We start from the raw sequence: 23,745 nt of genomic DNA on the forward strand, positions 1-23,745 counted from the left end.
CCGAGTGGCCCCGCCACGACAAGTAGTACTACTCTGTGTAGAGCTTCGCCAAGTCCTGTCCAAGTGATCCGCAAGAGCGTGTCTCTACGGTCGGGACTGCTCCCCTGGGAGTAGCAAGAGATCAACCCAGGGCTGACGCGCACGCCGCCGCGGGCCGACATGCTCGGAGTGGCACCAGCGGGCGAGGGGGAAACCAGTGAGAGTCGTGGAGGAAACCGATGCGCCTGCGTCACGATGACGGAACGCTCGTTCACCTCGCCTACAACGCAGGCGTGCACCCCGCGGAGGATCTGGAGAACCTGATCGCCCATCTCACCCGCTACGCCGTGCCGGTGCGCAAGCGGCTCGGCGTGGAGCGGATGGGGGTCGGCCTGTGGCTCTCGCCCGCCGTCGCCGACCATCTGACCGCCGACCGCATAGAGCTCGTCCGCCTGCGCCGCTCCCTCGAAGAGCGCGGCCTGGAGGTCGTCAGCCTCAACGGCACCGGCGGTCGCAACCAGGAGGCGCCCGGCCCCGACTGGGCCAAGCCCGAGCGCTACCGCTACACGATGGCGCTGGCCAAGATCCTCGCGTTCCTGCTGCCGGACGACATCCAGTCGGGCAGCATCTCCACCATCCCGATCGGCTGGCGCCGCGACTGGCCGGCCGACCTGCAGGCGATCGCCACCCGGCGGCTGGAGCGGCTCGCCCGCGAGCTGCGCGGCCTCCACAGCATCACCGGCAAGACGGTCAGGGTCGGTTTCGAGCCGTGGCCCGGCTGCGTGCTGGAGACCACGGAGCAGGCGCTGGAGCGGGTGCGCGGCATCGACTCCGACCACCTGGGCGTCTGCCTCGACGCGTGCCACCTGGCCCGCGGCGCCGAGGAGACCGGTGAGGCGCTGCGCGGCCTGGCCAAGACCGGCGCCCCCGTGGTCAAGCTCGGCCACGTGCACCACCACACCGGCGGGTCGCCCAACACCGGCGGCGTCCTGCACGACACCCTGACGGCGATGCTCTCCGGCGCGGTGAGCGGCAGCGCCCACATCGAGGTCGAGACCCACAACCTGGTGGTCCCGGGCCGCGCCAAGGGCCCCGGCGCCCTGGTCTCGCTCCTGGCCCAGGAGCTCGACTGGGCCCGCACCAGCCTCACCAGCCTGGGTCTCCAGCTCGCCGCCTGACCCGGGGGACTGGTTCGGCGCCTCACGGGGCGCCGAACCAGCCCGGGATGTCGAGGCGCCACAGGTTGGCGGGGGTCACTTTGCGGAGGTCGGCCTCCAGCGCCCGCAGCCGGTCCTCGCCCAGCTCGGCGGCCCAGCGGGCGCGCAGGTCGTCGAAGATCGCGGCCGAGCGGGCGAGGGCGTCCATGCCGTACGGGGTCAGACGGACGATCTTGCGCCGGGTGTCGGCGGGGTCGCGGGTGCGTTCGACGTAGCCGATGCGTTCCAGTGCCTCGACGGTCTTGCCCGCGGCCTGCTTGGTGACGCCGAGCGTGCGGCCCAGGTCGACCGCGGTCGTGCCGTCGGGCCCGATGGCCTGCATGACGAAGCCGTGCATGGGCCGGATGTCCGGATGCCCCTGACGGCCCAGCTCGGCGTGGAGCTCGTCGATGAGCACCCGGAAGGCCAGGAAGAGGCGGAGCGGGAGTTCGAACCCCGGGGGTGTGCTTGACACGATAGACAACCTGGTTCACTATCTAGACAATGACGTTGTCTATCTTAGAGGAGCACCTGCCATGACCGTCATCCGCGACGCGCGGGCACGCAGGATCGAGACGCCCAACGGGACCATGACCACGCTCGCCTCACCCACCCAGGGCGAGTCCCGCCAGGCCGTGTGGCGCGTGGACGCCAAGCCCGGCACGGCGGGCCCGCTGCACGCCTTCGACACCGAGTCGGTGTGGACCTGGCTGGCGGGCCGCTGCACCGTCCAGCTCGGCGGCGAACGGGTCGAGGTCGCGGCGGGCGACACCATGGTGCTGCCCGCCGGCGCGCTGCGCCGGTTGTTCGCCGACGAGCGGCACGGCTTCGCGGCGATCGTGGCCGCCCCCGCGGGCGTCCAGGTCTACAACCCGGACGGGCTCGACACCCCGGACGCCTGCGACCTCGTACCGGAAGGCACCCGCAGCATGCCCCTGCCCTGGGCCCGGTGACCGCCCTCAGTACGGGTGCGCGTGGGCGTCAGCCCAGGAGGGCGCCCTGGGCCCGGTGGCCGGCTACACGGCAGGTGCGTGTGGGCGTCGGCCCAGGAGGGTGCCCTGGGGCCGGTGGCCCGCCTCACGGCAGGTGCGTGTGGGCCTCGGCCTAGGAGTGGAAGGTGTGGGTGCCCTGGGCCCGGTGGCCAGCCTCAGGGCGTGGGTCGGAACAGGTGGGTGTGGGCCTCGGCCCAGGAGCGGAAGGTGCGGGCCGGAGTGCCGGTGACCTTTTCGACCGTGGTGGTGACCGGCGCAGGGCCGGCGGTCATCGCGGCCTGGGCGCGCAGGACGTCGTCGGCCACGTGGGGCGGCCAGCCGCGGGCGAGCATCCGCTGCCGGGCCTCCTCGGGCGGCGCCTCCTCCCACCGCACGGGCCGGCCGACCGCCTCGCCGATGACGCGCACCTGCTCGGCCTGGGGCAGCGACTCCGGCCCGGTCAGCTCGTGGACGGCGCCCTCATGCCCCTCCTGGAGCAGCGCCGCGACCGCGACCGCGGCGATGTCCTGTTCGTGGACGAGCGACATGGCGGCCCGGCCGTACGGCTCGCGCACCACGTCCCCGGCGCGGATCTGCCCGGCCCAGCGCGACGCGTTCGCCGCGAAGGCGTGCGGGCGCAGGACCGTCCACTCCAGACCGGACCGTTCGATCAGGCCCTCGGCCTGCCGCTCGTGCTCGCGCACCGTGGCCGAGGACAGGTAGACCAGCTTGCGGGCGTGCCCCGCCATCAGCGCCAGCACCGCCTCCAGCCCGTCCACCGAGGCGAACGGCCAGATCAGGAACACGGCGTCGACGCCGTCGACCGCCGGGGCCAGCGAACCGGGCGCCGACAGGTCGCCGCGCAGGGGCTGGACGCCCGGCGGAAAGCCCGCCGGGGTCCGGGACAGTGCCCGCACCTCGGCCCCGTCCTCCGCCAGCCGCGCCGTCATGTGGCGCCCGACCGTGCCGGTCGCCGCCGTCACCAGAATCCGTTGTGACACTTCTTTCCCTCCCCGAAGGACTCACTGATCGTCAACCGTAGGAGGAAGGCCCGCGACGGCCCATGCTCAGCTGTCGCGGATTCATACGCGATCGTCGTTCCTGCCCAGAGGCAGATCGTCGTTCCTGGCTAGAGGCAGTACGTGCCGTCCTCCAGGACCTGGGCCAGGCCGTCCGCGACGAGGCCGTCGAGCGCCCGCTCGCGCTGCACGGCGTCCTCCCAGACCGCGTCCAGCGCCGCCTTCGGCACCGGCCCGTGGGCGGCGCGCAGGACCGCGAGCAGGCGCCCGCGGCACTGGCGGTCGGTGCCCGCGTACGTCTGACCCTTGCGGGCGGGACCCGCGTGCGGCGGCTTGCCGGCCAGCCGCCACGCGCACACCCGCGCGATCGGGCAGCCCTCGCACCGGGGGGCGCGGGCGGTGCAGACGAGCGCCCCCAGCTCCATCACCGCCACTCCCCAGCGGGGCGCGCCCAGCTCGGGCAGGAGCGCCTCCGCGAGGCGGCGTTCGGCGGCGGAGGTGGCCGTCGGGGGATACTCCTCGGCCCGTACCGCCCGCGCGAACACCCGTCGCACGTTGGTGTCCAGGATCGCGTGCCGGCCGCCGAACGCGAAGCCGGCGACCGCGGCGGCGGTGTACTCGCCGATCCCCGGCAGGGCGAGCAGCGTCGCGTGGTCGGAAGGGACCTCGCCGCCGTGCCGCTCGGTGATGGCCGTGGCGCACGCGTGCAGGCGCAGCGCCCGGCGCGGGTAGCCGAGCCGCCCCCAGGCGCGCACGGCCTCGCCGGAGGGCTCCGCGGCCAGCGCCTTGGGAGTGGGCCAGCGGGCCATCCACTCGTGCCAGACGGGCAGCACCCGGGCCACCGGCGTCTGCTGCAGCATGATCTCGCTGACGAGCACTCCCCACGGGGTCCGGTCAGGGGTGCGCCAGGGGAGGTCCCGGGCGTTGTTTTCGTACCACTCCAGAATGGGAAGGTGTAGGAGTTTCGGCTCGATCACGCAGTCCAGCGTATGACGAGATGGCAAGGTCCGGCGTGTCGTCACGACGCGTCACCGGATGGTTACCCATCCTGGCGGCATGGATCCGGAAACCATGCGCGGAGACTCGGGAATCGGGGGCGACGTCTACTGGCGGCGGCGCATGAGCCTGCTCATCGGAGTGCTCGTGGTCGTTGCCGTGGTGGCGTGGGCCTGCTCCAGTTCGGGCGGCCCGGAGAAGCGGTCCGACGCCCAGGTCTCCCCCAGCCCCGCCCCGGTCACGGACCCGCTGCTGGCGGGGCTGCGCACGCTGGCCATGGGCACCGCCAGCCCGTCACCGACGCCCAGCCCGAGCAAGACCCCGCGCGCCAGGCGCGCGGGCGAGCCCTGCGACGACAAGGACCTCGTGCTCCACCTCCAGGGCAAGCAGGAGATCTACGCGAGCGGCGCGCGCCCGCACTTCATCGTCACCGTGGTCAACACCGGGCCGGTGATGTGCAAAGCCGACGTCGGCCCGCGGGCGCTGGAGATCCGCATCACCTCGGGCGAGGACCGCATCTGGTCCACCGCCGACTGCGTCAGCGGCCCGGGGACGGAGACGCGCGAGCTGCAGCGCGGCGTGCCCTACGTCCGCACCCTCGACTGGAACCGCCGCCGCTCCAGCGGGAGCTGCCGCGCCGACCCGCCCGCCGCCCTTCCCGGCACGTACGTGGTGGTGGCGCGCCTGGGCGAGCACAAGAGCCCGAAGGGCGTCTTCCATCTCCGCTGAGCCCGTCGCCGCTCACAGGGCGTCTCAGAGGCGTACGGGGGCGTCTGGTCAGACGTAGCGCTCCAGGATCGAGGACTCCGCGAGGCGGGAGAGCCCCTCGCGGACACTGCGGGCCCTGGACTCGCCGACGCCGCCCACGGCCTGGAGGTCGTCGATGCTGGCCGCCAGGAGCTTCTGCAGGCTGCCGAAGTGGTTGACCAGGCGGTCGACCACGGTGGCGGGCAGCCGGGGCACCTTGGCCAGCAGGCGGAACCCGCGCGGGCTGACCGGGCTGTCGAGCTTGTCGCCGCCGTTGTGGCCCAGCAGGCCGGCGACCACCGTCAGGTCGAGCAGCTCGTTGCCGGACAGCGCGTCGAGATCGTGCAGGGCGTCGGACAGGCGGCGCTGGCGGCGGCTCGACGGGGCCGGCAGGTAGTCGCGCACCACCAGCTCCCGCTCGGAGTCGACGCCGGAGACCAGCTCGTCGAGCTGCAGGGACAGCAGCCTGCCGTCGGTGCCGAGCTCGACCACGTATCCCTTGATCTCGTCGGAGATGCGCCGGACCATCTCCAGCCGCTGCGCCACGGCCGCCACGTCGCGCACGGTGACCAGATCCTCGATCTCCAGGGCGGAGAGCGTGCCGGAGACCTCGTCGAGGCGGTGCTTGTAGCGCTCCAGGGTGGCCAGGGCCTGGTTGGCCTTGGACATGATCGCGGCCGACTCTTCGAGCACGTAGCGGATGCCGTCGAGGTAGAGGGCGATGATCCGCATGGACTTGCTGATAGCGATGATCGGCAGGCCCGTCTCCTTGGCCACGCGCTGGGCGGTGCGGTGGCGGGTGCCGGACTCGTCGGTGGGGATGGTGGGGTCGGGAACCAGGTGGACGGCGGCGCGCACGATCTTGTGGTCGTCGCTGATGACGATCGCCCCGTCCATCTTGGCCAGCTCGCGCAGCCTGGTGGCGGAGAAGTCGACGTCGAGATGGAAGCCGCCGCTGCAGAGGCGCTCGACCATCTTGTTGTAGCCGAGCACGAGCAGGCCGCCGGTCTGCCCGCGCAGGATCCGCTCCAGACCGTCGCGCAGTGGTGTGCCCGGGGCCACCGCGGCCAGGGCTTCGCGACGGCGGTCGTCAAGACTCCTGTCGTTTGGCACCTGACCCCCGTGTCGAAATAGTCAAGCCCAGCTTAGCCGCGCCGTCTCACTCTCTCCTCCGCCTTTGGGCGGGTCATACCACGGTAGCGAGTCACCCGGGTCCGGGTTCAACGGCCGGCGGCATCCCACCGCTCCCGGGCCGCCGCCATGGTGTCCCTGTGCTCCCTCGACCAGTCGGCCAGCCGCTCGACCGTCTCGGCCAGGCTCCGGCCGACCGGCGTCAGCCGGTACTCGACCTGCGGCGGGATCGTGGGGTACGCCGTCCGCTCCACCAGCCCGTCCCGGCACAGCCGCCGTGTCGTCAACGTCAGCATCCGCTGCGAGATGCCGGGGATCGCCCGTTGCAGCTCCCTGAACCGCCGCACGCCTTTGGCCAGCTCCACTATCACCAGCACCGTCCATTTGTCGCCGAGACGGTCGAGCACATCCCGGATGCCGCAGTCGTCATCCCCGCACGGCCCGGGGGCCTGGGGGGTTACCTCCGTGTTCGCGGCTGACATGAAAGTGCCTCCTTAAAGTCGGCGCCCGGACGCCCCATGCTGGGCGTCATTCACCTTTTCGCGCACCTCAACAACAGGAGTGGTCTCATGATTCTCGTCACCGGCGTGTCGGGGAAACTCGGCGGTGCGATCCTCGCCGGGCTGCGGGCCGTGGACGGGCCGGTGACAGTCGGGGCCAGCAGTTCCGGCGACGGCGCGGTGGTCCGGCTCGCCGACTTCGACCGGCCGGAAACGCTGGAGCCGGCCTTCGCGGGCGTGGACGTGCTGGTGTTCGTCTCGGCGGGGTACGCCGAGGACGACGTCGTGCTGGCCCGCCACGGCGCCGTGGTGCGGGCGGCCACCGCCGCCGGAGTCCGGCACGTGATCTACACCAGCCTGGCCGGCTCGGGGGAGCGGCTCACGATCGCGCTCGCGCACCGCTGGACCGAGGCGCGGCTGGCCGAGGCGCCCTTCGACGTCACCGTCCTGCGCAACGGCCTGTACGCCGAGATCCCGGCCGGGCTGGCCGTGGCCGGGGCCGCCGCGGCGGCGGCGAGCGGGGTGTTCGCCGCGCCGCTCGGCGACGGGCGGCTGTCGGCCGTCGCACGCGACGACCTGGCCGCCGTGGCCGTGCGGGTGGCGGCCGAGGCGCAGGCGGACCTGACGTCGGGGGCGTCGGGGACGCCGCGGCGGCACGCGGGCCGCACGTACGAGCTGGAGGGCGTGGAGGCGGTCGGCGGGCGGGAGCTCGCCGAGGCGCTGGCCGAGACGCTCGGCCGGCCCGTCGAGTACCGGCCGGCTCCGCTGGGCGAGACGCGGGCGTCGCTGGCCGGGCTGGAGCCGTATCAGGTGGGGCACACGATGTCGACGTTCTCCAACATCGGCGCGGGGCTGCTGGAGGGCCGCGGCGGTGACCTGACGGCGCTCCTGGACGCGCCGCGGCCGGTGCGCGACCTGGTCACGGCGGCGGTCAAGTCGGCCCTGGGAGGCTAGCGCCCCCTCAGGTCCTCAGAGGTACGGGTCAGGTCACGTGGGTGAGGGCGTCCCAGACGTTCTCCGCCTCGACGACCTCGAAGCCGGGGGCGAAGGCGACCGGGCCGACCGGGACGAGGGAACGCTGGCCGTTGGGCTTGCGGGTGCCCTCGTCGAGGGAGCCGACGGGGACCAGGCCGCGTTTGAAGCCGAGGCGGGCGGCTTCGGTGAGGCGGCGGCGGACGTCCTTGACGGGGCGGAGCTCGCCCGCGAGGCCGACCTCGCCGAGCGCGACCAGGCCCGCCGGGAGGGGCTTGTCGCCCGCGGCGCTGGCGACGGCGAGCATGACCGACAGGTCGACGGCCGGGTCGCTGAGCTTGATGCCGCCCACGGTCGCGGTGAAGACGTCGCAGCCGCCCAGCCGGGCGTTGAGCCGGCGCTCCAGCACGGCGAGGACCATCTGGACGCGGTAGGTGTCGAGGCCGGAGGAGGTGCGCCGCGGCTGCTGGGCCTCGGTGCGCGCCACCAGGGCCTGGACCTCGGCGGGCAGGGGGCGGGTGCCCTCGACCGTGACGGTCACGCAGGTGCCGGGGACGGGGTCGGAGCGGCGGGAGACGAACAGGCCGCTGGGGTCGGTGATGCCCTCGATGCCGCGCTCGTGGAGGTCGAAGCAGCCGACCTCGTCGGTGGGGCCGAACCTGTTCTTGATCGCGCGGACCATGCGGAGCCGGGAGTGGCGGTCGCCCTCGAAGTTGAGCACCACGTCGACGAGGTGTTCGAGGGTGCGCGGGCCGGCGATGGAGCCTTCCTTGGTGACGTGGCCGACCAGGACGGTCGACATGTCGCGCTCCTTGGCCAGCCGCACGAGGTTGGCCGCGACCTCGCGGACCTGGGTGACGCCGCCGGGGACGCCGGTGGCCTGGGCGGAGCCGACGGTCTGCACCGAGTCGACCACGAGCATGCGGGGCTGGATCTTCTCCACGTGGGCGACCAGCGCCGACAGCTCGGTCTCGGCCGCCAGGTAGAGGCGGTCGCGGATGGCGCCGATGCGGTCGGCGCGGAGCCGGACCTGGGCGGCCGACTCCTCGCCGGTGACGTAGAGGACGGTCTCGCGCTCGGCGATGCGGGCGGCGGCCTCCAGCAGCAGCGTCGACTTGCCGATGCCGGGCTCGCCGGCAAGCAGCACGACCGCGCCCGGCACCAGGCCGCCGCCGAGCACCCGGTCGAGCTCGCCGACGCCGGTGGTGCGGGCGGCGGCGATCTCGGCCTTGACCTGGCCGATCGGCATCGCCGGGGCGGTGGTGGCGCCGGCCTGGACGACGTGCGCGCCGGCGCGGCCGCCCTCCTCGTCGACGGTGCCCCACGCCTGGCACTCGCCGCACCGGCCGACCCACTTGGGGGTGCGCCAGCCGCACTCGGCGCAGCGGTATCCGGGCTTCTGCGCAGTCTTGGCCATGGCGAGCAGGCTAGCGGGCCGGACCGACAAGCCGGTGCTACGCCAGGCCCAGCTCCTTGACGAGCATGCGCTTGGGCCGGGCGCCGACGATCTGCCTGACCGGCCGGCCGTCCTCGAACAGCAGCAGCGTGGGCAGGCTCATGACGCCGTAGCGGGCCTGGATCTCGGGGTGGTGGTCGGTGTCGAGCTTGCCGATGGTCAGCCCGTGCTCGGCCTCGATCTCCTCCAGCACGGGGGCGATCATCTTGCAGGGCGGGCACCATTCGGCCCAGAAGTCGACGAGCACCGGCTTGCCCGCGCCGAGCACCTGCTCGTCGAAGTTGTCCGTGGTGAGCGTGATCATGTGTCTCCTCTGAAGAAGCAGCCTTCGCACGATCCGGCGAGTTGCGCGGCGACCTCCGCGCGGCGGGTCAGCAGCAGCCGGATCTCGTCGTCGATCTCGGCGAGCTTGCGCTGGTAGACGGCCATCGACTCGGGGCAGGACCCGCCGCTGTCGTGGCCCGAGCGCAGGCAGTCGACGAACGGGCGGGTGTCCTCCAGCGTGAACCCCACCGACAGCAGTGCGCGGATCTCCGACACGAGCCGGACGTCCGCCTCCGCGTAGTGGCGGTAGCCGTTGGCGCTCCTGTGGGCGCGCAACAGCCCGTGCTGCTCGTAGTAGCGGAGCGAGCGGGTGCTCACCCCGGTCCGCCGGGCCAGCTCTCCGATGCGCATGCGCTCAAGGTAAACGTTGACACCGGCGTCAAGGTCAAGCGCTCAGAAGTAGCGCCAGCGGAGCACGTTGGGATAGGCCAGCTCCAGGCCAGGCGTCTCGGCGATGGCCTGCTCGGCCACCTCGGGGGCGAACTCGATGCGCAGCACCGCCTCCAGATCGGCCCGCCGCTCGAAGACCATGCGCAGGTCGAGCCGCCGCCGCTGCCAGCCCTGGCGGTCCCAGAACGCCTCCACCTTCGGCGCGGAGTAGGCGGGGACCGTGCGCTGGAACCACCGGCCGAACGCGCCCCCGGTGGCGTCGAGGTCGAGGACGAAGGCCGCGCCGCCGCGCCGTACGACCCGGGACAGCTCGCGCAGGCCCGGCTCGCAGCCGGGCCCGAAGAAGTACGCCCAGCGCGCGATCGCGACGTCGACCGAGGCGTCCGGCAGCGGCAGGTCCTGGGCGGCGGCTTCGCGCACCTCGACGGACGGGAGCGCGGCGCACCGGCGGCGGGCCGCGGCGGCCAGGTCGCGGTGCGGCTCGACGCCGATCACCCGGGCCGCCTCGGCGGCGTAGCCCGGCAGGTGGTAGCCGGTGCCGCAGCCGATGTCGAGCACGGTCGCGCCCTGCCACGGCCGCAGTTTCCGCATCGCCGCGCCGGCGGTGTCGTCGGGGTCGACCGCGCGGTTCTCCAGCTCGTACACCTGCGGTGTGTTCCAGATGTTGGGGCTCGGGATCGCGCCTCGGACCGTCCTGGGCATGCGACAACCGTACGGGGTGGCGCGCCAGCACGGGACATCCGGCTTAGGCTGGCAACGTGGCTGATGTCATCCGCGTGCCCAATGCGAAGATCGCATTGTCCACCGCTTCGGTATATCCGGAACGCACGCCTGATGCGTTCGAGCTGGCTGCCCGGCTGGGCTACGACGGTGTCGAGATCATGGTCGGCGCCGACCCGGTGAGCCAGGACATCGACGTGATCGAGCGGCTCTCCGACCATTACGAGGTGCCCGTCCTCGCCATCCACGCGCCCTGCCTGCTCGTCACCCAGCGGGTGTGGGGGCGCGACCCGTGGGCCAAGCTGGTCCGCGCGCAGAAGGCGGCCGAGCGGCTCGGCGCCTCGGCCGTCGTCGTGCATCCTCCGTTCCGCTGGCAGCGCGACTACGCCCGCGAGTTCGAGGTCGGGCTGGCCCGCATGCGCGACGAGACCGACGTGATCTTCGCGGTTGAGAACATGTTCCCGCTCAGGGCCCGCGGCAACGACGTGGTGCCCTACTCTCCCGACTGGAACCCGACCGACTACGACTTCCCGCACGTCACGCTCGACCTGTCGCACACCGCCGTGTCCGGCTCCGACGCCATGGACATGGCCACCAAGCTCGGCGACCGGCTGGCGCACCTCCACCTGGCCGACGGCATGGGGGTCACCAACAAGGACGAGCACCTGGTGCCGGGCAGGGGCAACCAGCCGTGCGCGCCCATGCTGGAGCGCCTGGCCCGCAACGGCTACGACGGCCTGGTCGTCCTGGAGATCAACACCCGCAAGGCGGCCAGCCGCTCCGAGCGCATCGACGACCTGGCCGAGGCGCTCGCCTTCGCCCGGCTCTACCTGGCAGCCTCGCGATGACCCATGAGCGCCTGCGCACGGGGCCGAGCCGCGAGCTCGGCCTGGCGTTCGAGCGGGTGGCCGACGCCTACGACGCCGGCCGGCCCGGCTATCCCGACGAGCTCTACGACGCGCTGGCGGAGGTGTCCGGCGTGCCGCTCGACGGCGCCACGGTGGTCGACGTGGGGGCCGGCACCGGGAAGCTCGCGCACGCCCTGCGCGCCCGCGGCGCCCGGGTCGCCGCGGTCGATCCGGGCGCGGAGATGCTCGCCCGGCTGCGGGCCAAGGGCACGGCGGGGGTGGCCGCGGTGCGGGCCGACGGCAACGCGCTGCCGCTGACCGGGCGCTCCGCCGATCTGGTGACGTACGGCCAGTCCTGGCACTGGCTCGACCCCGCGACCTCGATCGAGGAGGCCAGGCGGGTGTTGCGGCCGGGCGGGGCCATCGCCGCCTGCTGGAACTTCGCGCACGCGGCCCAGGCCGAGTGGCTGGCCGCCCACGAGGAGCGGCTGGCCGGGGCGTGCCCCACCTACTGGGGGCCGGCCGCGGAGGAGTGGTCGGTGCCGCCGATCGCGGCCGCGTTCGAGGTGGTGGAGGAGCGCTGGATCCCGTGGACCCGCCTGGTCGCGATCGAAGACTTCCTGCTCGACCTGCGTTCTCACTCGTACATGGCGGCGATGCCGGAAGCCGAGGCCGACGCGCTGGTGGAGCTGCAGCGGGCGGAGTTGCGCCGTGAGTTCCCGGAGAACGTGGTGTCGGTGCCGATGCGGGTCTACCTGGCGGTTGGCCGGTGAGCACCATCAAGAGACGTCCGGGGCGGCGTCCCGGCTCGGCCGACACGCGCGGGGAGATCCTCGCGGCGGCCCGGAAGGTGTTCGCCGAGAAGGGCTTCGACAAGGCCACGGTGCGCGGCATCGCCAGGGAGGCGAAGGTCGACCCGGCGCTGGTCCACCACTACTTCGACACCAAGGAAGGCATGTTCGCGGCGGCCATGCGGCTGCCGATCACGCCTGACCTGGTGGTCTCGGTGCTGCTCGACGGCCCCCGTGAAGAGCTCGGGAGGCGGCTGGTTACCATGATGCTCACGGTGACCGGCGATCCCGAGACCCGTGAGCCGATGATCGCGCTGGTCCGTTCGGCCATGACCCACGAGCAGTCGCGCGTGCTGTTCCGCGAGTTCATCACCAACGCCCTGCTCTACCGGGTGGCCGACCACCTCGGGATCCCCCATCTCCGGATCGAGGCCGCCTTCTCGCAGATGTTCGGGGTGATCGTGGCCCGCCACGTGCTGCGGCTGGAGCCCATGGCGAGCGCCGAGCCCGAGGAGCTGGTGGAGCTGCTGGCGCCGACGATTCAGCGCTATCTCACACTGTAGAGCATTGTTCTGGAGCTGATCCTCACCATAAGGTGAAACCCGGTTACCTCCAGGAAGTTACTCGCGGGTAGGATCCCGGCGGGGCCAGGTCAGCGGGGTGACCGTACGCTGACAAACAACGTCGTTGTGGGAGGACCCGTGCTCTGGGTAGCCATCATCGGGCTCGTGATGACCGTCGTGGCGGTGGCCGTCGCGGGCCGCAGGGCTCTGTTCCTGTTCAAGCTCGCCACGGTGGGCCCGCCGGCCCCCGAGCGCATCCAGTACGCCAAGGACAACGCCGGCGCGGAGATCAAGACGCAGCTGGTGGAGGTGCTCGGCCAGAAGAAGCTGCTCAAATGGACGCCGTCGGGTGTGGCGCACTTCTTCGTCATGTGGGCGTTCTTCATCTTGCTGACCGTCTACATCGAGGCGTACGGCGCGATCATCCAGGGGGCGGTCACCGGCCGGCCGAACTTCCACATCCCGTTGATCGGGCAGTGGCCGGTGCTGGGGTTCTTGCAGGACTTCATCGCGGTGGCATGTCTGCTGGGCCTGGTCGCCTTCGCGGTCATCCGGGTGAAGAACTCGCCGAAGACGCTGGGCCGCAAGTCGCGTTTCTCCGGCTCGCACCTGGGCGGCGCGTGGCTGGTGCTATTCATGATCTTCAACATCATCTGGACGCTGTTCCTGGCCAGGGGCGCGGCCGCGGCCAACGGCAACCTGCCGTACTCCTCGGGCGCGTTCGTGTCGATCCCGCTGGGCCAGGTGCTGCCGGCCAGTGGGCTGCTGGAGGAGATCGCGCTGCTCCTGCACATCGGCTTCATGCTGGTGTTCCTGATCATCGTGGTGCACTCCAAGCACCTGCACATCTTCACCGCGCCGCTGAACGTGTTGTTCTCGCGCCGCCCCGATGGCATGGGCGCGGTGCCGGAGATGCGCGTGGACGGCAAGCCGGTCGACTTCGAGGACGAGGACCTGGATCCGGAGCGGCTGGGCCGGGGCAAGATCGGTGACACCACGTGGAAGGGGTTCCTGGACTTCTACTCCTGCACCGAGTGCGGCCGTTGCCAGTCGCAGTGCCCGGCGTGGAACACCGACAAGCCGCTGTCGCCGAAGATGCTCATCCTGGACCAGCGTGACCACGCCTTCGCGGTCGCCCCGTACCTGATGGCGGCGGCCAACGGGGGCAACGGACACGAGGACACCGACGTGCTGGCGCTGCTGAACAAGCCGCTGGTGGGTGAGGACGGGGTGATCCACCCGGACGTGCTGTGGTCGTGCACGAACTGCGGCGCGTGTGTGGAGCAGTGCCCGGTCGACATCGAGCACATCGACCACATCATCGACATGCGTCGTTACCAGGTGATGGTGGAGTCGTCGTTCCCGTCGGAGGCGGGGGTGATGGTGAAGAACCTGGAGAACAAGGGCAACCCGTGGGGCATGTCGGAGATGAAGCGGGCCGACTGGATCGCCGAGCTGGACTTCGAGGTCGAGCTGGTCGACGAGAAGATGCCCGAGGACGCCGAGTACCTGTTCTGGGTGGGCTGCGCCGGCGCGCTGGAGGACCGGGCGAAGAAGACCACCAAGGCGGTGGCGGAGCTGCTGCACATCGCCGGGGTGAAGTTCGCGGTGCTCGGCCCGATGGAGGCGTGCACCGGTGACCCGGCCCGCCGGCTGGGCATGGAGTACCTGTTCAACATGCTCGCCCAGCAGAACATCGAGACGCTGAACGAGGCCGGGGTCAAGAAGATCGTGGCCACCTGCCCGCACTGCTTCAACACGCTGGCGAATGAGTATCCGCAGCTGGGCGGCATGTTCGAGGTCGTGCACCACACCCAGCTGCTGGCCAAGCTGGTCGACGAGGGCAGGCTGACCCCGATCACGCCGATCGAGGAGAAGATCACCTACCACGACCCGTGCTTCCTGGGCCGGCACAACAAGGTCTACTCCCAGCCCCGCGACATCATGTCCAAGGTGCCGGGGGTGCAGACGCAGGAGATGCACCGGCACAAGGACCGCGGTTTCTGCTGCGGCGCGGGCGGGGCGCGGATGTGGATGGAGGAGCGGATCGGCAAGCGCATCAACACCGAACGGGTGGACGAGGCGCTGACCACGGATCCGGACACGGTTTCCACCGCGTGCCCGTTCTGCATGGTGATGCTGGGCGATGCGATCAATGAGAAGAAGAACAGCGGCGAGGCCAAGGAGTCGCTGGAGGTCGTGGACGTCGCGCAGCTCCTGATCAAATCCGTGAAGACCCCTGTCTGACCCGGAAAGTGAAACTCCTCCACAGGTGTCTGTGGAGGAGTTTCGCCGGTCAAAGGGGGTGATCGCCGGAAATCCGGCATCCACATAACGGGTAAATCACGGTAACCTCAACGTCGCATGGCTCTATTCGACGGGGAGGGGGGCTCGTGATGAGCGTTGTCGTGACAGACTCCGAAGTCACCCTTGCCGACGTCCTCTCCCTCCGGCTCGCCATGGAGGAGCCGCTGAAGAGCGGCACCGAGCTGGTGCTGCGCCACCGCACCAGCGGCGTGGAGCGGGAGGTGACGCTCGGCACGCCCGGCGCCGTCGCGCGTGAGGCCACCGTCGCCGTGTCGCTGGCCCCGCTGCTGCTCACCGCCGGGCGCTGGGACGCCTACCTGCGCCACCAGGGCAAACGCAACAGGCTGCGCAGCATCGACCCAGGCTTCTCGCTCGACCATCTCGACGCGTACGCGCTGTGCAAGCGCACGCTCGCCTACCGCTCCTACCGCACCCGCAACGGCTATCTGGCGCTGAAGATCGACGACGCCGCGCCCGTGGCGGAGGTGCGGGCGGTCTGGTTCAGGGAGGGCCGCTTCGAGGTGACCGGCCTGCTCGCCTACACCGGCCTGGAGGACGACGACTCCCGTCACGAGGCCATGCTGGCGCTGCAGCGCAGGCAGACGGGCGCGCGCGTGTCGGCCAACGCCACCGTCCAGGGCGTGCGCTTCCACGCTGCGGTCTCGCTGGTCGACGTGCTCGCCGCCGACCCCGAGGCCTCGGGTACGTGGGAGCCGTCGCTGGAGGTGGACGGGGTCGGCGAGCCGTTGCGGCTGGGCGGCTGGCTCGACGACGTCGACGGCAAGCGGCGCCGCCTGCACTACCCCTCGGCCCGCATCGACGGCGTGCCCATCAAGCCCTCCTACACCGCCGACGACGAGCTGCGCATCGAGGTGGGCGGGTGAAGGTCACCTTCCTGCTCTCCTCCGCGTACGCGATGCGAGGAGACGTGCGCTCGGCGCTCAACCTCGCGGGCGCGCTGGCCCAGCGGCACGAGGTCGAGGTGATCAGCCTCAGGAGGCAGAAGGAGAAGCCGTTCTTCCCGGTCGCCGCGGGCGTGACCATGCGCTCGGTGATCGACGTCAGGCCAGGCGTCCGGCGCCTGTTCCCGCAGGGGCAGGTGCGCACGGAGGTGGCGCTGTGGCGGATGCTGCGCTCACTCAGAAGTGACGTTCTCGTCACCGCCAGGCCGGGGCTGAGTGTCCAGGCCGCGCGGCACGCCCCGCGCGAGATCCTGCGCATCGCCCGCGAGTGGGGCAGGCCGGCGGTGCCCGGCCCGGTCAAGAAGCTCTACCCGCGCCTGGACGCCGTCGTCGCGGCCACCGAGCCGGCCCGCGAGGAGTGGGCCAGGCTGCTCGACTCCGGGCCGCACGTGCACGCCATCCCCGACGCGCTGCCCGGCTCGCCGTGGCCCCGCTCGCGGATGGACAACCGCATCGTGGCGGCGGGCGGGCGCTGGGTGGCCGCCAAGTCGTACGACAGGCTGATCCGCGCCTTCGCCGTCGTCTCCGCCGAGCGTCCCGACTGGCGGCTCAGGCTGTACGGGAGCGGCCCCGAGGAGCGGCGGCTGCGCGCGCTGGTCGACGAGCTGGGCCTGCACAACCACGTCTACTTCATGGGCACCACCCCCGACCTGACCGGCGAGTTCGCCAAGGCGTCGATCGTGGCCAACACCTCCCACACCGCCGACCTCGGCATGACCGTGCTGGAGGCGATGGGGTGCGGGGTGCCCGTGGTGGCGTTCGAGGGCAGCCACGGGCCCGCCGAGTTCGTGGCCACCGGTTACAACGGCGTGCTGGTGCCTGAGGCCGACGAGCAGGCGTTCGCCGGGGCGATGCTGGCGCTCATCGGCGACGAGCGCAGGCGGCGCTCGCTGGCCGCCGGGGCGCTCGACACGGCCATCCGCCACGCCGCCGACGAGGTGGGCGAGCAGTGGGAGAAGCTGTTCGCAGGGCTCCGCTGAGTGATACCCGGAGCGGGTACCTTAGATGTATGCATGGGTACAGCGGAGACAAGCAGGCCTATCTGACGCGGCTCAGGCGCATCGAAGGGCAGATCAGGGGCCTGCAGCGCATGGTCGACGACGACGCCTACTGCATCGACGTCCTCACCCAGGTCTCGGCCGCGACGCGGGCGTTGCAGGCGGTGGCGCTGGGGCTGCTGGAGGAGCACATCTCCCACTGCGTCGCCGACGCCATCGCCACCGGTGGCCCGGAGGCCGACGCGAAGGTCAAGGAGGCCTCGGCCGCGATCGCGCGACTCGTCCGTTCGTAGGAGGGCCGCCCCTCGGGAGGACTAGTCATCGTGAGCCACCCCGTACATGACATGTCCCGGACCCCTGGGGGAGTCCGGGACCAAGTCATGTGATCGTCTTCAGCGACTCGCCGAAGTCCGCAATCCGAGCGCGTCGTCGAGCTCGTCCAAGGTCAGCCGCCGCTCGCTGACAGCGACGGCGGTGAGCACCTCGGCGTAGAGCGCAATCTCGTCCAACGCGACACGGTCATGGACCCGAGTGTCCAAGTTTTCGTGCCCCACCGCGTCGTCCTTCCTTCCGCAGCCCACACCCTCTCCGAGGTTACGGCGCGGGCCCTTCCGGCGACATGGCCCATCGGAGTCATTCCTTTCGTCGCCGATGAGGCCCCAAGGGGATCATTTCCCCGGGTAGAGATCACAATTCAGCTAATAACGCGTGATCTTAAGTGTTAGAACGATATAGGCGGAGTTAGGGTGAAATAGCGGCATTAGTGGTTTACGTGTGACTCATGGGGTCGTCGCGCTCCAGGACCAGGCGGCGCACCAGCGCGGCCGACCCCGCGAACCCCCGCTCCGGCACCCGCGCCCCGGACACCCGATGCCAGGCCAGCCCCACCGCGTACGCGGCTCCCAGCACCGCGGCCGTACTGGCACGGTCGGGCGGCATCATGCCGGTGCCGGCCTCGTCGCGCACGTGCGTGAACCCGCCCCGCAGGTCGGGCGGACCGGCTCCCGGCAGCCGGAGCCGCCGCGTGCCGGTGTTCTCCGGAGCCGTTTCCGAAATGTGACCTGTACTCGGCTTATTGGGCCCCGGAACGCCCCCCGTTCCCGTAACGGAACCGCCCCGCCCGGGAAGCGGGCCGGAGCCGGTCATCGGGCCGGTGAACGACTCCTTATCGGGGTTCCGGTATTGACCGGAAAAGCCTCCGGCGGGCCGCACGGGAAAACCCTCCGGCTCGGTCCGCTCGCCCGCCGACGTGCTCGTCAGGCCCGCCCGCAGCAGCTCCTCGTACGCGTGACGGAGCCGGTGGTCGAGCCGGGGCGGCAGCAGCCCCTTGGAGTCGGACAGGTCCGCCAGATAGGCGGCGGCGGCCCGCGGCGGGTCGGTCGTGAAGGCCAGCGCCTCGACGAGGTCGTAGACCGTGTGGGACAGGTGGGCCTCCGGGTCGGTCTCCACCATCACCGCCCGGGCCAGCCGCGGCGGGCAGCGGCGCAGCCAGGCCCGGCGCAGCTCCTGGTCGCCGCGCGCGGCCGCGTCGTCGTCCAGGCCCGGCTTCCGCAGCTCGGGCTCCACCATCGTGAGCAGCGCCAGCGCGCGCGGCCTGAACCGGGTGTCGGACAGCAGGATGTGAGCCGTGTCGGCGATCAGCGCGGCCAGGCGCAGCGCGGTGCGCGGGTGGCCGGCCCGCAGCCGCTCGCCCACCAACGCGACCAGGCCCGCCAGCGGCGGCGCCGGCAGCCAGCGCACCCACTCGTCGCCCGGCAGCGACCGGCGCAGGAACTGGCCGAACATGGTGATCAGCCGTTCGTTGCCGTCGAAGGCCGGCGCGTACGCGCACCACATGATCGTGCCCCAGATGGCCGCCACCGTGCTGGGCACGTCGGAGGCGAAGACGTCGTCGAAGGCGGCGAGAGGATAGTCGAGCTCGCTCCTGCGGCAGTTGGCCCGCAGCAGGTCGTTGACGCGCTCGCACAGCTTCGGCGGCACGTCGGGGCCGACGAAGGCCTGCGTGGAGCCCGGCTCTGCGGCGAAGTCGGGACCGCCGGGGATGATCTTCGTAGGCAGCGCGGCCGGGGAGTGGCCCACCTGCCGGGCGCGGATGCGCCGGGGCGGCGGCGCGGGGTGCCAGCGGCCGTCGGCCGGGTCGTGCAGGTGCCAGCGCGCGTGCGCGCCGAACAGCCACCGGTCGCCGTCGCGGGTCACCAGCGTCCTGGCGGCGATCGCGTGCGCGCGGGTGTCGCCGGGCAGCCCCTGCCAGCGCGGGTCGTCGACCATCGCGCGGATCTCCGCCTCCGCGGCGGTGAACGCATTCCAGGGGCGCACGGCGGCCATCGTAGTAGTCCGTCCGTAACCGAAGGTTGGCAGTACACGGCAGAATGTCCGCTATGAGGGCGAGACTGGCGGGCATGATGGCGGTCGTGGGTGTGGTGAGCGGGTGCGGGACGATCACGGCGGCCCAGCCGCCGCTGGAGGGGCCAGGCGTGCTCACGCTGGAGAAGGCCCAGCCCCCCACGCCGGGCGGCGAGGTGGGCGGCGCCTCCACCGAGTTCGCGTCCGCCAAGGACCTGTCGATGTGGCTCAAGCTCAGCGAGAAGGAGAAGGACGTCGACCGGCTCGCCAAGATGGACGTCGGCAAGACCGCCAAGGGCGCCATGTACCTGGAGCCCAAGACCTCCGCCTGGTTCGACGGCTTCCGCGGCCCGTTCGTCTACCAGGACCTGGCCGGCGACATCGTCATGCACGCCAGGGTGAAGGTCGAGGGCAAGAGCGGCGGCAAGCCCAGGCGCAAGTTCTCGCTCGGCGGCCTGATGGCCCGGGTGCCGGACTCGTACGACAACGCCAACTGGGTGTCGATCACCACAGGCACGACCGACAGGACCGGCCGGCTGGAGTCGAAGTACACCAGGGACGGCAGCTCCAAGCCCAAGGAGACAGCCGTCAAGAGCGGCTGGACGGAGTTAGTGCTGGCCCGGGTGGGCAGGGTGTGCGCCGCGCTCTACAAGGAGGAGGGCGGCGAGTGGAAGGTGGCCGACCGCTGGCCGACCGAGTTCCCCGAGGTGCTGCAGTGGGGCATGGTCGCGTACACCGACTGGGACAGCTACTACGCGCTCAAGAAGGACCACGTCAAGGGCAACGCCAAGCAGGTGAAGGGGCAGCCCGACCTGAAGATGACCGTCGACTACGTGCGGTTCCTCCGGCCGGAGCTGCCCGATTACGCCGACCCGCTGAACACCGCGTCGGTCTCGGACGAGGTGCTGATCAAAGTGGTGACGCCCGCCGATGCCTGAGCGCCGCCGCCATGTAGGTGTCGGGCGTGCGGGCGAAGGACGCCCGGTCGTCGTCGGTCAGCTCGCGTACGATCTTCCCCGGCACCCCCGCCACCAGCACGCCGGCCGGGATCTTCTTGCCGGGCCCGATCAGCGCGCCCGCCGCGACGAGCGTGCCGGCTCCCACGTGGGCCCCTCCCAGCACGATCGCGCCGATGCCGATCAGCGCGCCGGACTCGACGTGGGCGCCGTGGACCATGGCCTTGTGCCCCAGGCTCACCCGGGGCTCCAGGATGGCCGGCTCGCCGGGGTCGGCGTGCAGGCAGCACAGGTCCTGGACGTTGCACTCCTCACCGATCTCGATGCGCTCACTGTCCGCCCTGAGAACGGAGCCGTACCAGATGCTCGACGCCCGGCCGATCGAGACCCTGCCGACCACGACGGCGCCAGGGGCGACGTACGCGTCCGGGTGGATCTCCGGGGCCGCCCCGTCGTCCAATGCAGCGATGTACATCTGACCCATCGTAATTCCCGCCGTTTCCTGCCCGGCTCTGGCATTCCGGTTGCGGGTATGGGCAGTTGGCAGGAAAGTCGATTACTGACGTCTCGTCGTCACACCCTCACAATCCGCAGTTATCCCCCGCCTCACGCGAATTAGGTAATCCCCATGACACAACGGCACGACAGCATCCCCGACCTCATGCAGGACGACACCTTCGAAGTGGCCATGCGCGGCTACAACCGCCGCCAGGTGCACGACTACATGGCCAGGACCGGCAACCAGATCAGGGACCTGGAGGAGCGGCTGGCACGGGCGATCGACCAGGCCGAGCAGAGCCGGGTCGAGCTCGCGGAGGCCAGGCGGCAGATCGCCGAGGTGCCCCAGAACTTCAACCCGAGCACCCGGCTGGAGCAGATTCTCAAGCTCGGCCACGAAGAGGCCACGGCCATGCGGGAGGAGGCCGAGGCCGAGAGCAGCGCCCTGCGCGAGTCCGCGAAGACCGAGTCCGACCGGCTGCTGACCTCGGCCCGTGAGACCGCCGACAAGATGCTCACCTCCGCGCAGGCGGAGGCGGAGCGGCGGGTCGCCGAGGCCACCGAGGCGGCCGAGCGCATGCTGGCACAGGCCGGGGCCGACGCCGAGGAGGCCCGCTCGTCGGCGCGCGCCGAGGCGGAGACCCGGGTGCGCGAGGCGCAGGCCGAGGCCGAGCGCACGGTCACCGCGGCCCGGGAGGAGTCCGAGCGGATGGTCGCGTCCGCGACGGCCGAGGCGGAGCAGACCATGGCAGGGGCGCGGGCCGAGGCGGAGCGGACGGTGGAGGCCGCCCGCGCGGAGGCCGAGGCGTCACTGGCGGCGGCGCAGCAGCGGGTGGCCTCGCTCGACGAGCACGCCGGCCGCCGCGTGGAGTACCTGAGCAACACCCACAACGAGGTGGTCCGCAGGCTGAACGAGGTCAACTCGGTGCTCAGCGACCTGATGCGCAAGGAGGCGGGGGCGGGCCCGCTGGTGCCGGAGGCGATCGCGCCGCCGGCCGCGCAGCAGGAGCTCCCGAGCGGGCAGGAGCAGGACGACGTGCGGGTCATCGTCGAGGACGAGGAGCCGCGGGAGGAGCGGTCGGTGGACGACACGGACGTCAACCTGGGACGTCTGGAGCTGCGCAAGTAGCGGGTGGAAGCCTCCGCCCCCGATCGGGTCGGAGGCTTCCACGCGTGCCCCCTCTTGGTGGCCCGGTGCCGGGGCCGCCGAGACGCAGGACCCGGCACCGGGCGGATCGTGGTGGCGGCGGGTGAGGCGCCCGCCGCTCACGGAGGTGCCGGGCCGGCGCGCCGCTCGGGCTCGCCGGCTCGTCTCTCCTGGTCCCGGAGCTGCTCGCGCAGGTCTTCCGGGTCGTCCGCGTCGATGGTCATCGCACAGCCGGCGTCGCGCTGCTCGGCGCTGATCGGGTGGTGGCGCGTGGCCCACCAGCGGCCGGCATCGCTTCGCCAGATGGTCCACTGCGGGTACTCCCGGGCGATTTCGGCGAGATGCCGATCAAAGGTCATCCACACCGCCCTTCCAAGAGCCCCTGGCCGAGGTTCCATCCGCTTCGAGCGTGCGCCACTTCTCTAGAGAACGCAATGATCGTGGGGGACAGGTCAACCTATCGCTTGACATCCGCCCTTGATTCAGGCGTCGAAGTCGTACTGGAGTACGTATGCCGCGGCGTCCAGGACCATCTCGTTGACCTCCACGGGCATTCCGGCGGCGGCGTAGGCGGTGCGGTCGACGACGATGACGGGGGTGCCGGCCGGCAGGCCGAGCAGGGCGCTCTCGCGAGGGCTGGGCATGCGGGCGCGGACCTCCTCGGTGAAGTGGGCCGGGGGGAGTTCGAGGTCGCGCAGCCTGGCGTAGACGCCTCCTGGCCCGGTGTCGGCCTCGGTGATCGGGCTGCCCTCCACGAGCCGCGCGGGGAAGTAGGAGGTGGCCAGCTGCACGGGCCTGGCGTCGACCAGGTAGCGGCGCCTGCGGACCCAGACGTCGGGGCCGCCGAGCACGTTCGCCACCTCGTCGGGGGCCTGTTCGCGGGCCACCTCGACCTGGTCGACGGTGAAGGGGCGGCCGCGGGTGTCGGCGTCCCAGATCGATCGTCCCTGCCCCCATTGTTCGCGCGCCAGGCGGCGGGATCCGTGCCTGCGTATGGGTTTGAACAGTCGCACGTAGACCCCCGAGCCTCGCTTCGGCACCGCCAGACCTTCGTTGATCAGAACCGCGAGCGCCTGCCTGGCCGTGGCCCGGGCGATCGCGTACTCGGTCATGAGCGTGTTCTCGCCTGGTAGCCGGTCCCCGTCGCGCAGGTCGCCGGAGTGGATCCGGTCGCGGAGTGCGTCGGCGATCTGGCGATAGATAGGAGGTTCTTGGGGTACCGGGGATTCAGACACAGTTAGATCACCCTCTGTCACCAACCGGGTTTGGCGTCTCCAGAGAACTTGCCCCGTCTTGTCCACGATCGCACAGATACGGAGGTTGGTCGCGAGTCTCTTTTTGCGCGGTGTGTGCCTGTGTGGTGACATCGGCCGGTTTTTGTGCAGCCGTTATCCCCGAACCGGTTCGCCCGTTACCGCTCTCGCCCACCAGCGGCGAGTAATCAGCGCCGCCGCCACCGCACCGGCCGTGTTGATCAGCACGTCGTCCACGGACGAGAACCGGCCGAGCCGCAGGACGTACTGCAGGGTCTCCACGAGCAGCGAGGCGGCCCCCGCGACGGCCGCCACGCGGGCCGGCGAGGCCATCCTGGCGGTGCGCACCGGGAGCAGCGCGCCGAGCGCGGCGAACACCAGCAGGTTGCCTCCGACCTGCACGAACGCCGTCTCCCACGGCGATCGGACCACCGCGGCGAGGTCGGCGAACGGGATCAGGTTGACGCCCTCCTGGCCGGTTCCCGGGGTGAGGATCATCCAGATCCAGGGCGCGGTGCCGGCCGCGATCCCGACGTCGGCGAGGGCGGTGCGCAGGGGCGCGGGGTGCCCGCGGCGGGCCCGGCGGCGCGACAGCAGCACGACGGCCAGAGCGGCGAGGGGAAGGGCAAAAGTACCAGCAATAATGACGTTTCCCCATAATTCCCACGTGCGCGCCAC

General features: G+C 71.4%; 27 protein-coding genes. 13 read left to right on the forward strand and 14 right to left on the reverse strand.

Annotated features, from left to right (window positions below; genetic code table 11):
* Positions 1–218: 218 nt before the first annotated feature.
* The gene (locus ACZ6YG_RS26045; protein WP_219542747.1) at positions 219–1,157 is read left to right on the forward strand and encodes a TIM barrel protein; all 939 of its coding nucleotides are present in this window, start codon (positions 219–221) and stop codon (positions 1,155–1,157) included.
* Positions 1,158–1,179: 22 nt separating this feature from the next.
* On the opposite strand, the gene ACZ6YG_RS26050 is transcribed toward ACZ6YG_RS26045, so the two are convergent.
* Positions 1,180–1,650, reverse strand: a complete 471-nt coding sequence (locus ACZ6YG_RS26050; RefSeq protein WP_466019435.1) for a MarR family winged helix-turn-helix transcriptional regulator — start codon at positions 1,648–1,650, stop codon at positions 1,180–1,182.
* A 61-nt stretch (positions 1,651–1,711) separates the two neighbouring features.
* Here ACZ6YG_RS26050 and ACZ6YG_RS26055 point away from each other — a divergent pair, with 61 nt between their 5' ends.
* Positions 1,712–2,128, forward strand: a complete 417-nt coding sequence (locus tag ACZ6YG_RS26055; protein WP_219542749.1) for a cupin domain-containing protein — start codon at positions 1,712–1,714, stop codon at positions 2,126–2,128.
* Between the two features lie 194 nt (positions 2,129–2,322).
* On the opposite strand, the gene ACZ6YG_RS26060 is transcribed toward ACZ6YG_RS26055, so the two are convergent.
* Both ACZ6YG_RS26060 and ACZ6YG_RS26065 read right to left on the reverse strand, forming a co-directional pair.
* Complete coding sequence (locus ACZ6YG_RS26060; protein ID WP_466019436.1) at positions 2,323–3,147, reverse strand: NAD(P)H-binding protein; 825 nt, start codon at positions 3,145–3,147, stop codon at positions 2,323–2,325.
* Between the two features lie 128 nt (positions 3,148–3,275).
* Positions 3,276–4,142, reverse strand: coding sequence for an HhH-GPD family protein (locus tag ACZ6YG_RS26065; RefSeq protein ID WP_466019437.1), 867 nt, complete (start codon positions 4,140–4,142; stop codon positions 3,276–3,278).
* 79 nt (positions 4,143–4,221) lie between these two features.
* On the opposite strand from ACZ6YG_RS26065, the gene ACZ6YG_RS26070 reads away from it, so the two are divergent.
* Positions 4,222–4,890: a hypothetical protein gene (locus ACZ6YG_RS26070; RefSeq protein ID WP_187281520.1), complete on the forward strand. Its 669-nt coding sequence runs from the start codon at positions 4,222–4,224 to the stop codon at positions 4,888–4,890.
* 48 nt (positions 4,891–4,938) lie between these two features.
* Here ACZ6YG_RS26070 and disA read toward each other — a convergent pair whose 3' ends face one another.
* Positions 4,939–6,021 carry a DNA integrity scanning diadenylate cyclase DisA gene (disA, locus tag ACZ6YG_RS26075; protein ID WP_397196192.1) on the reverse strand — a complete coding sequence of 361 codons (1,083 nt, stop codon included), beginning with the start codon at positions 6,019–6,021 and terminating at the stop codon, positions 4,939–4,941.
* A gap of 107 nt (positions 6,022–6,128) precedes the next feature.
* The gene (locus ACZ6YG_RS26080; protein ID WP_219542753.1) at positions 6,129–6,521 is read right to left on the reverse strand and encodes a winged helix-turn-helix transcriptional regulator; all 393 of its coding nucleotides are present in this window, start codon (positions 6,519–6,521) and stop codon (positions 6,129–6,131) included.
* Positions 6,522–6,608: 87 nt separating this feature from the next.
* Between ACZ6YG_RS26080 and ACZ6YG_RS26085 the strand changes: the two genes are divergently transcribed.
* A complete protein-coding gene (locus ACZ6YG_RS26085; protein ID WP_466019438.1) occupies positions 6,609–7,493 on the forward strand; it encodes an NAD(P)H-binding protein in 885 nt (294 codons plus the stop codon).
* Positions 7,494–7,521: 28 nt separating this feature from the next.
* Here ACZ6YG_RS26085 and radA read toward each other — a convergent pair whose 3' ends face one another.
* Genes radA through ACZ6YG_RS26105 form a run of 4 tightly spaced genes read right to left on the reverse strand, consistent with a single transcriptional unit; the run spans position 7,522 to position 10,383 of the window.
* Complete coding sequence (radA, locus tag ACZ6YG_RS26090; RefSeq protein WP_219542755.1) at positions 7,522–8,928, reverse strand: DNA repair protein RadA; 1,407 nt, start codon at positions 8,926–8,928, stop codon at positions 7,522–7,524.
* Positions 8,929–8,965: 37 nt separating this feature from the next.
* Complete coding sequence (gene trxA, locus ACZ6YG_RS26095) at positions 8,966–9,271, reverse strand: thioredoxin (protein WP_148035598.1); 306 nt, start codon at positions 9,269–9,271, stop codon at positions 8,966–8,968.
* Positions 9,268–9,642, reverse strand: a complete 375-nt coding sequence (locus ACZ6YG_RS26100) for a MerR family transcriptional regulator (protein ID WP_148035597.1) — start codon at positions 9,640–9,642, stop codon at positions 9,268–9,270. The genes trxA and ACZ6YG_RS26100 overlap by 4 nt, the downstream gene beginning before the upstream one ends.
* A gap of 42 nt (positions 9,643–9,684) precedes the next feature.
* Positions 9,685–10,383, reverse strand: coding sequence for a class I SAM-dependent methyltransferase (locus ACZ6YG_RS26105; RefSeq protein WP_466019439.1), 699 nt, complete (start codon positions 10,381–10,383; stop codon positions 9,685–9,687).
* A 56-nt stretch (positions 10,384–10,439) separates the two neighbouring features.
* On the opposite strand from ACZ6YG_RS26105, the gene ACZ6YG_RS26110 reads away from it, so the two are divergent.
* The 7 genes from ACZ6YG_RS26110 to ACZ6YG_RS26140 all read left to right on the forward strand — a co-directional run bounded on the left by ACZ6YG_RS26110 (position 10,440) and on the right by ACZ6YG_RS26140 (position 17,163).
* Positions 10,440–11,249 carry a sugar phosphate isomerase/epimerase family protein gene (locus ACZ6YG_RS26110; RefSeq protein ID WP_466019440.1) on the forward strand — a complete coding sequence of 270 codons (810 nt, stop codon included), beginning with the start codon at positions 10,440–10,442 and terminating at the stop codon, positions 11,247–11,249.
* Positions 11,246–12,022: a class I SAM-dependent methyltransferase gene (locus ACZ6YG_RS26115; protein WP_466019441.1), complete on the forward strand. Its 777-nt coding sequence runs from the start codon at positions 11,246–11,248 to the stop codon at positions 12,020–12,022. Before ACZ6YG_RS26110 ends, ACZ6YG_RS26115 begins: the two co-directional genes overlap by 4 nt.
* On the forward strand, positions 12,019–12,603 hold the full coding sequence (locus tag ACZ6YG_RS26120) for a TetR/AcrR family transcriptional regulator (protein ID WP_148035593.1): 585 nt from the start codon (positions 12,019–12,021) through the stop codon (positions 12,601–12,603). Before ACZ6YG_RS26115 ends, ACZ6YG_RS26120 begins: the two co-directional genes overlap by 4 nt.
* A 138-nt stretch (positions 12,604–12,741) precedes the next feature.
* Positions 12,742–14,850, forward strand: a complete 2,109-nt coding sequence (locus tag ACZ6YG_RS26125) for a (Fe-S)-binding protein (protein ID WP_466019442.1) — start codon at positions 12,742–12,744, stop codon at positions 14,848–14,850.
* 161 nt (positions 14,851–15,011) lie between these two features.
* Positions 15,012–15,794 carry a hypothetical protein gene (locus ACZ6YG_RS26130; protein WP_271275972.1) on the forward strand — a complete coding sequence of 261 codons (783 nt, stop codon included), beginning with the start codon at positions 15,012–15,014 and terminating at the stop codon, positions 15,792–15,794.
* Positions 15,791–16,852 (forward strand): glycosyltransferase, encoded by a 1,062-nt coding sequence (locus tag ACZ6YG_RS26135; RefSeq protein WP_466019443.1) that lies wholly within the window; start codon positions 15,791–15,793, stop codon positions 16,850–16,852. Before ACZ6YG_RS26130 ends, ACZ6YG_RS26135 begins: the two co-directional genes overlap by 4 nt.
* A 29-nt stretch (positions 16,853–16,881) precedes the next feature.
* A complete protein-coding gene (locus ACZ6YG_RS26140) occupies positions 16,882–17,163 on the forward strand; it encodes a metal-sensitive transcriptional regulator (protein ID WP_049560737.1) in 282 nt (93 codons plus the stop codon).
* A 475-nt stretch (positions 17,164–17,638) separates the two neighbouring features.
* On the opposite strand, the gene ACZ6YG_RS26145 is transcribed toward ACZ6YG_RS26140, so the two are convergent.
* Entirely contained in the window at positions 17,639–19,186 is a 1,548-nt protein-coding gene (locus tag ACZ6YG_RS26145; RefSeq protein WP_466019444.1) for a hypothetical protein, read from the reverse strand.
* 62 nt (positions 19,187–19,248) lie between these two features.
* Between ACZ6YG_RS26145 and ACZ6YG_RS26150 the strand changes: the two genes are divergently transcribed.
* Complete coding sequence (locus tag ACZ6YG_RS26150) at positions 19,249–20,151, forward strand: DUF1349 domain-containing protein (RefSeq protein ID WP_466019445.1); 903 nt, start codon at positions 19,249–19,251, stop codon at positions 20,149–20,151.
* Here the strand turns inward: ACZ6YG_RS26150 and ACZ6YG_RS26155 are convergent.
* The gene (locus ACZ6YG_RS26155) at positions 20,123–20,644 is read right to left on the reverse strand and encodes a gamma carbonic anhydrase family protein (protein WP_187281519.1); all 522 of its coding nucleotides are present in this window, start codon (positions 20,642–20,644) and stop codon (positions 20,123–20,125) included. The two genes, ACZ6YG_RS26150 and ACZ6YG_RS26155, sit on opposite strands and share 29 nt — an antisense overlap.
* 153 nt (positions 20,645–20,797) lie before the next feature.
* On the opposite strand from ACZ6YG_RS26155, the gene ACZ6YG_RS26160 reads away from it, so the two are divergent.
* Complete coding sequence (locus tag ACZ6YG_RS26160) at positions 20,798–21,796, forward strand: coiled-coil domain-containing protein (RefSeq protein WP_219542762.1); 999 nt, start codon at positions 20,798–20,800, stop codon at positions 21,794–21,796.
* Between the two features lie 137 nt (positions 21,797–21,933).
* On the opposite strand, the gene ACZ6YG_RS26165 is transcribed toward ACZ6YG_RS26160, so the two are convergent.
* The 3 genes from ACZ6YG_RS26165 to ACZ6YG_RS26175 form a co-directional block, all read right to left on the reverse strand.
* The gene (locus ACZ6YG_RS26165; RefSeq protein ID WP_148035585.1) at positions 21,934–22,173 is read right to left on the reverse strand and encodes a hypothetical protein; all 240 of its coding nucleotides are present in this window, start codon (positions 22,171–22,173) and stop codon (positions 21,934–21,936) included.
* Between the two features lie 123 nt (positions 22,174–22,296).
* On the reverse strand, positions 22,297–23,049 hold the full coding sequence (locus ACZ6YG_RS26170; protein WP_308248719.1) for a GntR family transcriptional regulator: 753 nt from the start codon (positions 23,047–23,049) through the stop codon (positions 22,297–22,299).
* Positions 23,050–23,202: 153 nt separating this feature from the next.
* Positions 23,203–23,745: a VanZ family protein gene (locus ACZ6YG_RS26175; RefSeq protein WP_148035583.1), complete on the reverse strand. Its 543-nt coding sequence runs from the start codon at positions 23,743–23,745 to the stop codon at positions 23,203–23,205.

The sequence above is a fragment of the Nonomuraea sp. NPDC054003 genome, from assembly GCF_055585125.1.

Bases quoted from the DNA above. Each gene is read 5' to 3' on its own strand.
- ACZ6YG_RS26045 (WP_219542747.1), top strand. From the start codon at position 219: ATGCGCCTGCGTCACGATGACGGAACGCTCGTTCACCTCGCCTACAAC.
- ACZ6YG_RS26055 (WP_219542749.1), top strand. From the start codon at position 1,712: ATGACCGTCATCCGCGACGCGCGGGCACGCAGGATCGAGACGCCCAAC.
- ACZ6YG_RS26070 (WP_187281520.1), top strand. From the start codon at position 4,222: ATGGATCCGGAAACCATGCGCGGAGACTCGGGAATCGGGGGCGACGTC.
- ACZ6YG_RS26080 (WP_219542753.1), bottom strand. From the start codon at position 6,521: ATGTCAGCCGCGAACACGGAGGTAACCCCCCAGGCCCCCGGGCCGTGC.
- ACZ6YG_RS26085 (WP_466019438.1), top strand. From the start codon at position 6,609: ATGATTCTCGTCACCGGCGTGTCGGGGAAACTCGGCGGTGCGATCCTC.
- radA (WP_219542755.1), bottom strand. From the start codon at position 8,928: ATGGCCAAGACTGCGCAGAAGCCCGGATACCGCTGCGCCGAGTGCGGC.
- trxA (WP_148035598.1), bottom strand. From the start codon at position 9,271: ATGATCACGCTCACCACGGACAACTTCGACGAGCAGGTGCTCGGCGCG.
- ACZ6YG_RS26100 (WP_148035597.1), bottom strand. From the start codon at position 9,642: ATGCGCATCGGAGAGCTGGCCCGGCGGACCGGGGTGAGCACCCGCTCG.
- ACZ6YG_RS26105 (WP_466019439.1), bottom strand. From the start codon at position 10,383: ATGCCCAGGACGGTCCGAGGCGCGATCCCGAGCCCCAACATCTGGAAC.
- ACZ6YG_RS26115 (WP_466019441.1), top strand. From the start codon at position 11,246: ATGACCCATGAGCGCCTGCGCACGGGGCCGAGCCGCGAGCTCGGCCTG.
- ACZ6YG_RS26140 (WP_049560737.1), top strand. From the start codon at position 16,882: ATGCATGGGTACAGCGGAGACAAGCAGGCCTATCTGACGCGGCTCAGG.
- ACZ6YG_RS26150 (WP_466019445.1), top strand. From the start codon at position 19,249: ATGAGGGCGAGACTGGCGGGCATGATGGCGGTCGTGGGTGTGGTGAGC.
- ACZ6YG_RS26155 (WP_187281519.1), bottom strand. From the start codon at position 20,644: ATGTACATCGCTGCATTGGACGACGGGGCGGCCCCGGAGATCCACCCG.
- ACZ6YG_RS26160 (WP_219542762.1), top strand. From the start codon at position 20,798: ATGACACAACGGCACGACAGCATCCCCGACCTCATGCAGGACGACACC.
- ACZ6YG_RS26165 (WP_148035585.1), bottom strand. From the start codon at position 22,173: ATGACCTTTGATCGGCATCTCGCCGAAATCGCCCGGGAGTACCCGCAG.